Annotated in this window: 11 protein-coding genes and 2 tRNA genes; 3 read left to right on the top strand and 10 right to left on the bottom strand. The window is 33.7% G+C overall.

The window, feature by feature from the left end:
• Positions 1–109 precede the first annotated feature (109 nt).
• Both BN1075_RS14745 and BN1075_RS14740 read left to right on the top strand, forming a co-directional pair.
• Positions 110–1,606 (top strand): Na+/H+ antiporter NhaC family protein, encoded by a 1,497-nt coding sequence (locus BN1075_RS14745; RefSeq protein WP_040193975.1) that lies wholly within the window; start codon positions 110–112, stop codon positions 1,604–1,606.
• A 201-nt stretch (positions 1,607–1,807) separates the two neighbouring features.
• Positions 1,808–3,307, top strand: a complete 1,500-nt coding sequence (locus BN1075_RS14740; protein ID WP_040193974.1) for a Na+/H+ antiporter NhaC family protein — start codon at positions 1,808–1,810, stop codon at positions 3,305–3,307.
• A gap of 72 nt (positions 3,308–3,379) precedes the next feature.
• On the opposite strand, the gene BN1075_RS14735 is transcribed toward BN1075_RS14740, so the two are convergent.
• The 8 genes from BN1075_RS14735 to BN1075_RS14700 all read right to left on the bottom strand — a co-directional run bounded on the left by BN1075_RS14735 (position 3,380) and on the right by BN1075_RS14700 (position 11,762).
• Positions 3,380–3,637 (bottom strand): DUF1292 domain-containing protein, encoded by a 258-nt coding sequence (locus BN1075_RS14735; protein ID WP_040193973.1) that lies wholly within the window; start codon positions 3,635–3,637, stop codon positions 3,380–3,382.
• A gap of 136 nt (positions 3,638–3,773) precedes the next feature.
• Positions 3,774–3,956 carry a hypothetical protein gene (locus BN1075_RS14730; protein ID WP_148315519.1) on the bottom strand — a complete coding sequence of 61 codons (183 nt, stop codon included), beginning with the start codon at positions 3,954–3,956 and terminating at the stop codon, positions 3,774–3,776.
• A gap of 17 nt (positions 3,957–3,973) precedes the next feature.
• Positions 3,974–4,216: a DUF1292 domain-containing protein gene (locus tag BN1075_RS14725; protein ID WP_042387373.1), complete on the bottom strand. Its 243-nt coding sequence runs from the start codon at positions 4,214–4,216 to the stop codon at positions 3,974–3,976.
• 144 nt (positions 4,217–4,360) lie between these two features.
• Positions 4,361–5,749: an alanine/glycine:cation symporter family protein gene (locus BN1075_RS14720; RefSeq protein ID WP_040193971.1), complete on the bottom strand. Its 1,389-nt coding sequence runs from the start codon at positions 5,747–5,749 to the stop codon at positions 4,361–4,363.
• 216 nt (positions 5,750–5,965) lie between these two features.
• Complete coding sequence (gene proC / locus BN1075_RS14715; RefSeq protein ID WP_040193970.1) at positions 5,966–6,760, bottom strand: pyrroline-5-carboxylate reductase; 795 nt, start codon at positions 6,758–6,760, stop codon at positions 5,966–5,968.
• A gap of 54 nt (positions 6,761–6,814) precedes the next feature.
• On the bottom strand, positions 6,815–9,190 hold the full coding sequence (gene hypD / locus BN1075_RS14710) for a trans-4-hydroxy-L-proline dehydratase (RefSeq protein WP_040193969.1): 2,376 nt from the start codon (positions 9,188–9,190) through the stop codon (positions 6,815–6,817).
• Positions 9,191–9,192: 2 nt separating this feature from the next.
• Positions 9,193–10,104 carry a trans-4-hydroxy-L-proline dehydratase activase gene (locus BN1075_RS14705; protein ID WP_040193968.1) on the bottom strand — a complete coding sequence of 304 codons (912 nt, stop codon included), beginning with the start codon at positions 10,102–10,104 and terminating at the stop codon, positions 9,193–9,195.
• A 302-nt stretch (positions 10,105–10,406) separates the two neighbouring features.
• Positions 10,407–11,762: a replication-associated recombination protein A gene (locus BN1075_RS14700; protein ID WP_404989077.1), complete on the bottom strand. Its 1,356-nt coding sequence runs from the start codon at positions 11,760–11,762 to the stop codon at positions 10,407–10,409.
• A 372-nt stretch (positions 11,763–12,134) separates the two neighbouring features.
• On the opposite strand from BN1075_RS14700, the gene BN1075_RS14695 reads away from it, so the two are divergent.
• Entirely contained in the window at positions 12,135–13,001 is an 867-nt protein-coding gene (locus BN1075_RS14695) for a DegV family protein (RefSeq protein ID WP_040193967.1), read from the top strand.
• 47 nt (positions 13,002–13,048) lie between these two features.
• Here BN1075_RS14695 and BN1075_RS14690 read toward each other — a convergent pair.
• Positions 13,049–13,132, bottom strand: a tRNA-Leu gene (locus BN1075_RS14690).
• 16 nt (positions 13,133–13,148) lie between these two features.
• A tRNA-Leu gene (locus BN1075_RS14685) sits at positions 13,149–13,234 on the bottom strand.
• Positions 13,235–13,241: the final 7 nt, after the last annotated feature.

Genomic DNA, 13,241 nt, shown 5'->3' with positions numbered 1-13,241 from the left:
AAGTTAATTGTTTAACATTTTTTTCTGAAAATACTTGAAATTTGTTTGAAAACGTTTTACACTAATAGTGTTCTAAAAACTTTAAAACATAACTACAAGGGGGATTAACATGAGTTTTTTTAAAGGTTTTTTAAAGTTTGTACCAATTTTCATTCTTGCAGGATTAATTATGATGGATATGAATGTTCTTATCGCAGCACCGATCGCAACTTTGGTTGCTTTTGTTATTGCCAGCTTAACTGAAAAGCTGACCTTCAATGATTTAATGGACGCTGCTACAGATAACGTTAAAGAATTAATTCTCGTATTCTTCATTTTAATGTTTGCATATGCAATGGCTAATGCCTTCATGGCAACAGGTGTTGGTGCTTCAATCGTAAACATTGCCCTTTCAATTGGGGTAAACGCTAGAACAGTGGCTGTTTGTGGGTTCTTAGTTACTGGTATTTTATCCGTTGCTACAGGAACTTCATGGGGAACATTTGCAGCCTGTGCTCCTATTTTTCTATGGTTAAATCATATTTTAGGTGGAAATATTCTTTTAACTGCTGCATCTATTGCTGGAGGAGCATGTTTTGGTGATAATATTGGTCTTATTTCAGACACAACTGTTGTAAGTTCCGGTATTCAAAAGGTTGAAGTATTAGATAGGGTTAAATCACAAGTAGTTTGGTCTGTAGGATGCCTTGCAGTTTCTGCAATCATTATATATGGAATAAGTGTATCTATGAATCTGCCAACACAAGTTACTGACACTGCTCTTGCCATCGATGCTATACCATCTGAAGCATGGTCTGCCTTAGAAGCTGAAAGACCTGCTGCAGTTGAACTTCTTAACCAGGTAAAAGAAGGTGTACCTTTTTATATGGTTCTGCCTTTAGTACTTGTAATTGGATGTGCAGTTTCAGGATTGCCTACATTAGTGTGTTTATTTGTTGGACTTGCTTCTTCCTTTATTTTTGGAAGTTTTGCAGGGACAATCAGTGGATTAGGAGCTTTCTTAAGCCTTACTGAAGATGGATTCTCTGAAGCTGGATCTTGGGTAATTGTAATGATGATGTGGTTTGGAGCCTTCGGAGGTATAATGTCTAGAATGAATGCCTTCGAGCCTTTATCTAATTTTGTTCTTAAGATATCCAAGAATGTACGCCAGTTAATGTTCTGGAATGGTCTTCTATCAATTGGTGGTAATGCGGCTTTATCTGACGAAATGGCTCAAATTGTTACCATCGGACCAATTATTAAAGAATTAGTTGATAAGAATGTTGAAGGTAGTGATGAAGATCTTACTAAGCTAAGAATTAGAAATGCAACCTTTTCAAGCGCTCTTGGAGTATTTGGCTCTCAATTGATTCCTTGGCATGTATACATGGGCTTCTACATAGGAATTTTAAGCTCTGTATATCCTCTATATGAGTTTGCTACATTAGATATTATTAAGTTTAATGTAATGGCCTTCGTTACTGTTGGTTCTCTGTTAATTCTTACCCTGACAGGATGGGATAGATTTATTCCTAACTTTGGATTACCAAGAGAACCAAAAGTAAAATTAAAAAAAGATCTTCAAGTAAAAAAAGAATGTACTGAATCACAAGAAATAGCATAGTGAAACTTAATGACCATGGGTGTATTTACTCATGGTTTTTTCATATTTTAACTTTCGACTCGCCTCCCTTTATACCACTATTCCGACTATAAAATATTTTCTGAAAATACTTGCTTTTTTATTGCAAACGTTTTAAACTAATAGTGTAGAAAAAAATACATTACATTTTGACCAAATTCTACAAAATAAGGGGGAAATTAAATGGATATTGCAAAAGGATTTTTTAAATTCACGCCAATTTTTGTTCTGGCTGGATTAATGATGATGAAGGTTGATGTTTTAACAGCAGCCCCAATCGCAACACTTTTTGCCTTCGTTGTAGCTTATTTAACTGAAAAAATCAAGTTCAACGATTTACTTACGGCAGCTATTGATAACTGCAAAGATCTCATTCTTGTATTTTTTATCCTAATGTTTGCCTATGCAATGGCAAATGCATTTATGTCTACAGGTGTTGGAGCTTCCATCGTTAATATTGCTCTTTCCCTTGGATTAAATGCGAGAACAGTAGCTGTTTGCGGCTTCTTAGTAACAGCTATTCTTTCTGTCGCAACAGGAACTTCTTGGGGAACCTTCGCAGCCTGTGCTCCAATCTTTATATGGTTAAACCACATAGTTGGAGGACACTTACTATTAACTACAGCCGCAATAGCTGGTGGTGCTTGTTTTGGTGATAACATTGGTCTTATTTCAGACACAACTGTAGTAAGTTCAGGTATTCAAAAGGTTGAAGTTATTGACAGAATCAGAACTCAAGGTGTGTGGTCTATTAGCTGTTTAATTTTAACTGCTATAATTATCTTTGGTATAAGTCTGTACTTTAAACTACCTACAGACGTAGCAAATGCTTCTGCTGCTATCGAGGCTATTCCACCTGAAGCTTGGGCTGCTCTTGAAGAGAAAAGACCAGCTGCTATTGAGCTTTTAAACCAAGTCCAAAGTGGAGTACCTTACTTCATGGTAATTCCTTTAATTGTTGTTATAGTAGCAGCTGTAATGGGAGTTCCTACACTAGTATGTCTATTTATTGGACTTGCTTCCTCTTACATTTTCGGTACTTTTGCTGGAACAGTTGAAGGTATAACTCCTTACTTAGAATTAATGCAGTCAGGGTTTGCTGATGCAGGTTCCTGGGTTATAGTAATGATGATGTGGGTTGGTGCCTTTGGTGGTGTAATGGCGAAGATGAATGCCTTTGCTCCTTTATCAAATCTTGTAAGAAGAATATCTAGAAACGTAAGACAATTAATGTTCTGGAACGGTGTTCTTTCCTTAGCAGGAAATGCCATGCTATCTGATGAGATGGCACAGATTGTTACAGTTGGACCAATCATTAAGAACTTAGTTGAAGAAAATGTAGAAGGTTCAGAAGAAGATATGTACAAGCTTCGTTTAAGAAATGCTACATTCTCCGATGCTTTAGGGGTATTTGGTTCTCAATTAATTCCTTGGCACGTTTATATCGGCTTCTATGTTGGTATATTATCAGCTATTTACCCTCTACACGAATTCCAAGCTCTTGATATTATAAAATACAACGTAATGGCATTCGTAGCAGTAGGATCAATACTATTACTTACTTTAACAGGTTTAGATAGGTTTATACCTAAATTTGGTCTTCCAAAAGAGCCTCAGGTAAGATTAAAAACTGCAGCTGAAATCAAGGTAAAGGATGAGATTGCTGCTAGTTCTTCAAAATAAGTGTAATGTAAATCTTTAAAAATAAAAATAACCTTACAAAAGTAAGGTTATTTTTATTTTGGATAAAATGTACTATTTACCCATTTCCTCTTCAAAAATTCTATCGTATTCAGCAACAACTTTATTAAATTCTGCTTCATCTTCAACTGCTTCATATGCAGCTTTCTCACCTTCACCTACAACTTTATATATGAAGGCATCATCATCTTCTTCAAGAGATGCTAATATTAAATAACGATTTCCATCAATAGTTAAGTCCTCAACTACTTCTAACTCTATAACTTCATTAGAATCAGCATCAACTAATTTTATTGTATTCATTTCTTCCATGGTTCTTCCTCCTAAATTCGAATTAACTTCTTCATTATATATTATAAAAATTTATATTACAATGAAAATTTTACAATATTATTTCATTTCACCATTTAATTAAAAAGCCGCTCACCAACGGCAAGCAGTTTTCAAATTAAATATAATATCTAGTATCCGGATCTATTAGATTATCCTTTATTTCCACTCCAAATAATCCATTAGCAATGGTTGCGCTTTCAATATGATGTGCATCCTTTACTTGATTATTTAAAACCTGAACTCCATCCTTGATATTTTTATTATTAGGGTTATTTCCCTTCTTCTTACTTTTTCCCACCATGATTACCTCCTATTTTATTGATGTTTTTCATTATAAGCAGATAGCACCTTATTAAACTCTCTTCCTGAGCCGATTGAAGCATATTCTACCATTCCATTTTCTCTACTCACAACTTTATATGCGTAAGCTTCTTCTCCATCAATCGGACCTGCTATCACATATTTGCTTTGTCCTATATCTACCACATCAATTAATTCTAATTTAATTTCCTGGCCATTGTCTCCATATGCCTTAATTATGTCTCCTACTTGATTCATTTTACATTCCTCCATATAAAAGTTTTAATGATTAACGTCATATATAAAATGTGCATTTATGGTGAAAATTATTACAGATAATCAAAGCAATAAAAAAAGTTCTTGATCCCAAGAACTTTTTTTACAGAAAATAAAATATTTAAATTATAAATTTATGTCATTCATTATTTTATCATACTTACCACTTTGGAATTCATCATATCGTTTTTTTACAATTGGTGCTAATACAAGCAATCCAACTAAGTTAGGCAGAACCATTAACCCGTTAAAGGTATCAGCTAACTGCCAAACTAACTCAACATGCATACATGAACCTAAGAAAACAAATACCATAACCAATATTCTATAAGGTACTACTCCTTTACTTCCAAACAGAAATTTAATATTTGCTTCCCCGAAAAAATACCATCCAATAATTGTTGAGAATGCAAAGAAGAATAAAGCTATAGCAATAAATACTGCACCAAAGCTTCCCATTCCAACTTTAAATGCACTTTGAGTTAAATTAATACCTGTTATAATTTTTCCTGCAGCATCTGTTGAACCTAAAACGCCTGTTGTTAAGATTACTAATGCTGTTAAAGTTAATATGATAAAAGTATCAATGAATACTCCCATCATGGCAACCAATCCCTGTTCTGCTGGATGATTAACCTTCGCAACTGCATGGGCATGTGGTGTAGAACCCATACCTGCTTCATTAGAGAATAATCCTCTTGCAACTCCATATCTTACAGCCTGTTTAACTGTAGCTCCAAGAACTCCTCCCATAATTGCTGATGGATTAAAAGCTCCAACAAAAATCATTTCAAAAGCTGGCAATATACTTTTATAATTCATAACTATTATTGCTAAACTTCCTATAATATAGAATAAAGCCATTATTGGTACAACCTTTTCTGTAAAGGATGCAATACGCTTTACTCCTCCAATAAATATTGCGCCAGCTAATAAAGCAACAACTACACCTACAATTTTTGCATCAATATTAAAGGCAGATTCAAATGCACCTCCAATTGAATTTGATTGAACCATATTTCCAATAAACCCTAATGCTAATATAATTGTGATTGAGAAGAAAATAGAAAGAATTTTACCAAGTTTTTTATTTTTCAATCCTTTGCTTAAATAATAAGCTGGACCACCGGTAACTTGTCCATCTATTTTTGTTTTATACTCCTGGGCCAAGGTTGCTTCTGCGAATATAGTACTCATTCCAAAGAAAGCACTAATCCACATCCAGAATATTGCACCAGGTCCACCAGAAGCAATTGCAGTAGCAGCACCAGCTAGGTTACCTGTACCTACTTGAGCAGCTATTGCTGTAGCAAGAGATTGAAAAGATGTCATTCCTTCAGCTCCTGCTTTTTTACCGAATTTTATTTTTCCAAAGGTCATCTTGAAGCTTTCTTTAAATTTTCTAACCTGAATAAACTTTAGTTTAAAGGTAAAATAAGCTCCTGTACCACATAACAAGAAAATTAAAAGAAAATCCCAAAGAATGCTGTTTACAGCTTGCACAAAATCTAACATGTCCTTCACTCCTCCTTTTTTTGCTTACACTATATTAATACCATATTGTTACAAATATTTAAATATATTCATCAAAATTCATGTATTCGTTTTCTTAATAGTATCTATCAGAACATTGTGAAAATTTATACTATTGCTTAAGTTGTTCATTTTACAATATGAAAAGTAAAATGACAGCCCAAAAGCCGTCATTTATTATTTTCATTTAATTAAATTTTACATTCCCTTTGCTTTATCTTCACATATCTTCATAGCTTCTATAACTGCACTTCTAAAGCCATTACTCTCTAAGGCAGCTACTGCTTCTATGGTAGTTCCTCCTGGAGAGCACACCATATCCTTAAGAGCTCCAGGATGAGCTCCTGTCTCTAACACCATTTTAGCACTTCCAAGAACTGCTTGAGCAGCAAACTTATATGCCATATCTCTTGGCAGACCACCACGGCAAGCTCCATCTGCTAAAGCTTCAATAAACATATATACATAAGCAGGAGAACTTCCACTCACAGCTACAACGGCATCCATCATATATTCTTGTACAACAGCACTTTTACCAAAGGAATTCAAAAGACTGCAAACATATTCCATTTCCTCATCAGTAACAAATTCATTTTTACAAGCTGCAGTCATCCCTTCTAACACCATTGCAGGTGTATTAGGCATAGTTCTAACAATCTTAACTTCTTTGTTAAACTCCTTAAGGAGTTTTTCTAGGGTTTGTCCTGGAGCAATTGAAACTACAATAGTATTCTCATTAATTACATCCCTAATTTCTTTTATTACAGAGCTATAATACTGTGGCTTAACAGCTAAAACAATAATCTGGCTTCCTTTTGCCACCTCAATATTGCTGTTAGTAATATTAATCCCCATTTCTTCCTTTACTTTTTCAAGCATACTCATAGATATATCTGCTGCTATAATTTCTTCTTTCTTAATTAGCTTTGAAGATACTATCCCCTTCAGCATTGCCTTTGCCATATTTCCACAACCTATAAATCCTATTTTCATTACTTCTCCTCCTCATAATTCCTTTGCCATTCTTTATAATATAATTGTTAAAGTTTAATTAAAGCTTTGCTCTGTTCTATTAATTATTTCATCCTGCAGAGTTTTACTTAAGTTTCTAAAATGATCACTATACCCTGCCACTCTTACTATTAAATCCTTATATTCCTCTGGCTGCTTTTGTGCTGCTATCAGGGTTTCTCTATCAACTACATTAAATTGAATATGGTGACCTTCTAAATTAAAATAAGTACGAATTAAATTTACCATTTGAGTTAATCCTTCTTCTCCTCCAACCACACCTGGAGTGAACTTTTGATTTAAAAGGGTACCTCCAGTTTTTAAATGATCCATTTTACTAGCTGATTTAATTACAGCTGTTGGTCCCTTCACATCTGCTCCCTTTTCTGGTGAAATACCTTCACTAACAGGAGTACTAGCTCTTCTCCCATTTGGGCTTGCTAACATTACCTCACCAAAGTACACATGACAAGTAGTTGGAAGCATATTTATACGCCATGTACCTTTTCTCATATTAGGTCTTCCTGTAACATTTCTCTCATAATAATTAAAGATATCCTTCATAATAAAATCAGCATAATCATCATCATTACCATATTTAGGCGTTCTGTTTTGCACCAAATTTAAAATTTTCTCATGACCAATAAAGTTATCTTTTACAGCTTTCATTAATTCGTTCATTGAAAACTTTTTATTATCATAAACATTATATTTAATAGCGGCTAAGGAATCTGTAATAGTACCTATTCCAACGCCTTGAAGATAATTAGTATTATATCTTGCTCCCCCAGCATTATAATCAGTGCCTGTTCCTATACAGTCATCCGTAATAATTGATAAAAATGGAACTGGCATATATTTAGCATATAATCTTGTTATCTTATTGGAGCCCTCCACCTTTATATTTACAAAATAGTCTATCTGCCTTTTATAAGCTTCTAGCAGCTCCTCATAGCTTTTAAAATCTTCAGCATGTCCTAGCTTCAAACCTAACTGCTTCTTTGCCACATGGTCATATCCGTTAAATAAAGTTATCTCTAGAATCTTTGGCAGATTAAAGTATCCCTGAAGTATATAAGCTTCTCTCCCAAAAGCACCTGTTTCAACACAACCGCTTGTCCCACCTCTTCGTGCATCCTCCAAAGATTTTCCTGCATTTAAAAGTTCCTGGACGATAGCTTCTGTATTATAAAAAGCTGGCTGTCCCCATCCCTTTCGAGATATCTCACAAGCTCTCTTTAAAAATCTCAAAGGAGTCTTTCTGCTTATTTGAACATTAGAGCTTGGCTGTAAAAGTTTCATTTCATCCATGCAGTCTAAAATTAAATAACTTACTTCATTTACACCATCTTCTCCATCGGCAGTTATACCTCCAGTATTTATATTTGCAAAATCAGTATATGTGCTGCTTTCCTTTAAGGTAATTCCAACCTTTGGAGGTGCAGGCTGATTATTAAATTTTACCCACAAACATTCTAAAAGCTCTTTAGCTTTTTCTTCATTCAAAATTCCTGCTTCAAGGTCTCTTTCATAAAAAGGATTTAAATGCTGGTCTAACCTGCCTGGGCTATAAGCATCCCATGGATTTAACTCTGTAGTAACCCCTAAATGGACAAACCAATACATTTGTATTGCCTGCCAATAAGTTTCTGGCTTCTTAGCAGGAACCACCTTACAATTCTTTTCTATCTCTAATAGCTCTGCTTTTCTTATAGGATCTTCTTCTCTTTCAGCTAATTCTTTTGCAAGCTCACTATACCTTTCACCTAATATCATAATGGCATCACACATAATTGCCATGGCACGAAGCTCATCTGATTTATCCCCAGCGTTTTCATCTTTTAAATAATCCAAATTATTTAGTGCTACTTCAATATCTTTTTTATAATCTAAAAACCCTTTTTGATAAATTTTTTCTGAACCAACAGTGTGCCCTGGTCCTCTCTGCTCCATAAATTCAGTAAAAATTCCTGCTTCATAGCAATCCTTCCAGCTCTCACTCATTGCATCAATTATCTTATGCCGCATTGATCTTTTTTCCCAATAAGGTATAATTTTTTCTTTTTGAATCTTCAAATCTTCCTCAGATACTTTGAAGCATATTAATTCACGGTTATTCATAACTTCCATATCTTTAAGACTATGACAGCATAACTCTGGAAAAGTAGGAGTAGATTGTGGACCGTTACCTTTATCCCCAACAATTAATTCCCCCTTCTCAATAGTTATAGTTTTTTTAGAAAAAATCTCTTTCATAGTTAAAGCCCTTAACTCAGGTATGGATACACTACCCTCATATTTTTTATAGGCTTCAGTCATCAATAGTGCCCTTTCCATATAAATATGAGGTACAGTTTCAACACTTTGCTTTCTTAGATTTCTAATCCTTTCATTCATTCCTCTCTTTTCCATACTTAACCTCCTATTTTAATATTTATAAAACCATTACTTCTAAATTTATCTGCTATCTCTTCCATTCTCTCCTTCGTTGGTGCTTCAAAGTCCTTTCCACGATATTCTTTTTGTAACTTTACATATTTACTTGATCCTGTATTGTGGTAAGGAAGTAAATTAACCTTTTCCACCTTAATATTTTTCTTTAAATAATCTATTATTTCATCTATGGATTCTTCATCACTATTTACAGGATAAATTATTGGAATTCTAATATTTATTTTTCCATTGTTATCACTTATAAATTTTAAGTTATGTAGAATAAGTTCGTTAGATTTCCCCATATACTTCTTATGTTTTTCATCATTCATAACCTTCACATCATATAAAAACGTATCTACATACTTTAACAACCTTTTAAAGTTTTCTGTAGGAGCATATCCACAGGTATCAATAGCTACGTTATATCCTTTTCTTTTCAATTTTTTAATAAGTTCTTCTATGTAGTCCATGGGCTGAGTCATTACTTCTCCTCCTGACAAGGTAATTCCCCCCTGCGAATCTTCATAAAACTGCTTATCTTTCTCAAGCTCTTTTACAAGCTCCTCAATTTTGAACTGCTTTCCAACAAAATGCCTGTTATTATATATACATCCATCTACACAGTCGAAGCATAAAGTACAGCTCTTCATATTAGTTTTTGCTCTTCCCTTGAAAAGTGATATAGAACTATTGGTGCAAATGTCTACGCATGAACCACAGCCAGTACACTTTTCTTCATCAACCATAAGATCTTGTTCATAGCTTTGACTTTCTGGATTATGGCACCACCAGCAACTTAGCAAGCATCCTTTAAAAAATACCGTTGTTCTAATACCATCTCCATCATGAATAGAATACTTCTGCAGATTTATAACATAAGGAATCTTCATTTATACCCTCCCTGTTTGTATTTTTTAAATTTTCAAACAATTAAACTCTTAAATATGCCCTTCCTTTAACTATAAAGAAGGGTATATTTATATTATTTCACATTTAACATATTTTTCAAATACATTTATGTTGATTTTATTTCTACTCTTGTTTCGTAAGTCTATTTTAATTAATATAAATCAACCAATTACCATATCTAAAATATATCATCCATAAATACATATCTTAAATGCCACTATAATAACTTCATAACAAAAAAATCACACAAAAGATATACAATCAAATCTTCTGTGTGATTCACCTATAGTTTACTAAAAAAATCCATTCTATCCTTAATTCTTTTTTCATAACCTAGCCCTGTGGGTTCATAGTATTTCTTCCTGTTAAGTTCCTTTGGAAGATACTGCTGCTTCACATAATGATGATCATAATTGTGCGGATATTTATATTCAACACCATGATTTAACTCTTTTGCTCCACCATAATGACTGTCTCTTAAATGCATGGGCACTGCACCGATATCTTCTTTTTCAATATCCATCAAAGCTGCATTGATAGCATTGTAGGCTGCATTGCTCTTTGGGGCCGTGGCTAGATATGTAACAGCCTGTGCCAACGTAATCCTAGCTTCTGGCATTCCAATAGATTTAACTATGTTTAAGGCTGCATTTGCAATAAGAATTGCATATGGATCTGCATTTCCAATATCTTCTGAAGCTGATATAACAATCCTTCTAGCAATAAACTCAGGATCCTCACCACTATAAAGCATTCTAGCAAGATAATGTACTGCAGCATCTGGATCACTCCCTCTTATGCTTTTTATAAAAGCTGAAACCACATCATAATGATAATCTCCAGACTTATCATAACTTACTTGTCTTTTCTGCATACACTCTTCCACAACACTTAAGGTAACATGAATAATACCATCCTGACTTTTATTAGTGGTTAAAACTGCTAATTCTAATGCATTTAAAGCCTTTCTTGCATCCCCAGATGCATTTTTACATATAAACTTTAAAGCATCATCATATAGCTTAATTTTAATTGATCCATAGCCTAATTCCTTATCCGTTAATGCTCGGTTTATAACCTTTATAATATGTTCCTCCGTAAGTGGCTCCAACTTAAAAATCATGGATCTGGACAGTAGAGCTTTATTTACCTCAAAAAAAGGATTTTCTGTTGTTGCTCCAACCAAAGTAATAACTCCTTTTTCAACATGAGGCAATAAGCTGTCCTGTTGGGTTTTATTGAATCTATGAATCTCATCTATAAATAAAATTGTTTTTTTCCCCTTTAAGGCAATTTCGTTTTGAGCTTTTTCAACAACGGCCTTAATCTCTTTAATCCCTGATGTAACTGCATTCAACTCCACATAATTGCAATGAGTCGTTCTCGCTATGATTTTGGCTAAGCTTGTTTTTCCTATTCCTGGTGGACCATAAAGAATTAAAGAAGTAATTCTATCACTTTTTATACTTCTATATAACAATTTATCCTTAGCTAAAATATGCTCCTGCCCAACATACTCTTCTAAGGTTCTTGGTTTTAATCGTTGCGCCAGTGGTTCATTATTATCCTTTTTCTCTCCCAGCTGTGGAGCTTCCATATCTCCAAGATCAAATAAAGATATGTTATCAAAATGTTCCATTTAAATCATTCCTTTAATTAATATACTTTAAGCTAAAAAATATATAAGTAATTTCTTTTACCAATTCATATTTATTATTTACTTTCCATCCCTATAAGTAAAAATTTATACATTCCACAAAAGGTACATTTATAATTTAGTATATCATATTTTTACATTTCATTTCATAATTTTATTTATAATTATATGTTAACTACAAATCTTCCAATACTTCTTCATAATATCGTATGTTTATTTTGTTTATTTTAATATATTGTTTATAATTATATTAAAGTATATTATGTTAAAATATATTGTATAAGATATACATGAATATTTAATCAATTTTTATTTATATTTAATTCAAATGAAAAGAAAACTATGAGGTATGACATGAAATATAAAGTAGCTATAATAACCGACAGTAATAGTGGAGTTTCTAATGATGAAGCACATTCCCTAGGCATTAATGTGGTCCCAATGCCTTTTTATGTGAATGAAAAATTATATCATGAAAATATAACCATAAATCAAGATGAATTTTTTAAAATGTTAGAGCAAGACTTAGAAATATCAACATCTCAACCTACCCCTGGTGATATCTTAGAATTATGGAACAGCTTATTAAAGGAATATGATGAAATTATACATATACCTATGTCCAGTGGTCTTAGCGGTTCTTATATGACTGCTGCTGCTTTAGCAGATGATTTTAATGGCAAGGTTTTCGTAATAAATAACAAAAGAATTTCTGTTACTCAAAGACAATCTGTCCTTGAAGCCATCTCCTTAAGAAACAAAGGTTTTTCTGGAAAAGAAATTGCAGAGCTTTTGAATCAATATGCCTTAAATGCAAGTATATACATAACTGTTGATACGCTTAAATATTTAAAGAAAGGCGGTCGTGTTACAACTTCCGGGGCAGCGCTTGGAACTGTTTTAAATATTAAACCTGTACTCCAAATTCAGGGTGATAAGCTAGATGCCTTTAAGAAAGCTCGCGGGAGAAAGCAAGCAATGAAAATCATGATTAATGCACTTGAAAATGATTTGAAAAATAGATTTAATGGAAAAAAAATATCCCTTTACCTTGCTTATTCTGGTAATAGAAGCTTAGCTGAGGATTGGGAACAGATGGTTAAAGCTACTTTTCCTGAATATGAAATCTTCAGTACCCCTTTACCATTAAGCATTTCCTGCCATATTGGAGCTGGCGCCATCGGTATTGGCTGTGTAGAAAACATTCCAGAAGCTCAATAATTCTTTAAATATAACAAAAACCTTGGATTTTTATCCAAGGTTTTTTTTGGTGCAGATGAAGGGAGTCGAACCCCCACGCCTAAGGCGCTAGATCCTAAGTCTAGTGCGTCTGCCAATTCCGCCACATCTGCATAATATAAGGACTCTTGGTGCAGATGGCGGGACTTGAACCCGCACGAGAGTATTCTCACTACCCCCTCAAGATAGCGTGTCTGCCATTCCACCACATCTGCTAATTAT

Origin of the sequence: Clostridium culturomicium, from assembly GCF_000821305.1 — a bacterium.
Lineage (GTDB): Bacteria > Bacillota > Clostridia > Clostridiales > Clostridiaceae > Clostridium_J > Clostridium_J culturomicium.
This window is presented reverse-complemented; position numbering and strand designations above follow the sequence as displayed.

Excerpts from the sequence above, each read along its gene's own strand:
- BN1075_RS14745 (WP_040193975.1), top strand. The coding sequence starts at position 110 with ATGAGTTTTTTTAAAGGTTTTTTAAAGTTTGTACCAATTTTCATTCTT.
- BN1075_RS14740 (WP_040193974.1), top strand. The coding sequence starts at position 1,808 with ATGGATATTGCAAAAGGATTTTTTAAATTCACGCCAATTTTTGTTCTG.
- BN1075_RS14735 (WP_040193973.1), bottom strand. The coding sequence starts at position 3,637 with ATGGAAGAAATGAATACAATAAAATTAGTTGATGCTGATTCTAATGAA.
- BN1075_RS14725 (WP_042387373.1), bottom strand. The coding sequence starts at position 4,216 with ATGAATCAAGTAGGAGACATAATTAAGGCATATGGAGACAATGGCCAG.
- BN1075_RS14720 (WP_040193971.1), bottom strand. The coding sequence starts at position 5,749 with ATGTTAGATTTTGTGCAAGCTGTAAACAGCATTCTTTGGGATTTTCTT.
- proC (WP_040193970.1), bottom strand. The coding sequence starts at position 6,760 with ATGAAAATAGGATTTATAGGTTGTGGAAATATGGCAAAGGCAATGCTG.
- hypD (WP_040193969.1), bottom strand. The coding sequence starts at position 9,190 with ATGGAAAAGAGAGGAATGAATGAAAGGATTAGAAATCTAAGAAAGCAA.
- BN1075_RS14705 (WP_040193968.1), bottom strand. The coding sequence starts at position 10,104 with ATGAAGATTCCTTATGTTATAAATCTGCAGAAGTATTCTATTCATGAT.
- BN1075_RS14700 (WP_404989077.1), bottom strand. The coding sequence starts at position 11,762 with ATGGAACATTTTGATAACATATCTTTATTTGATCTTGGAGATATGGAA.
- BN1075_RS14695 (WP_040193967.1), top strand. The coding sequence starts at position 12,135 with ATGAAATATAAAGTAGCTATAATAACCGACAGTAATAGTGGAGTTTCT.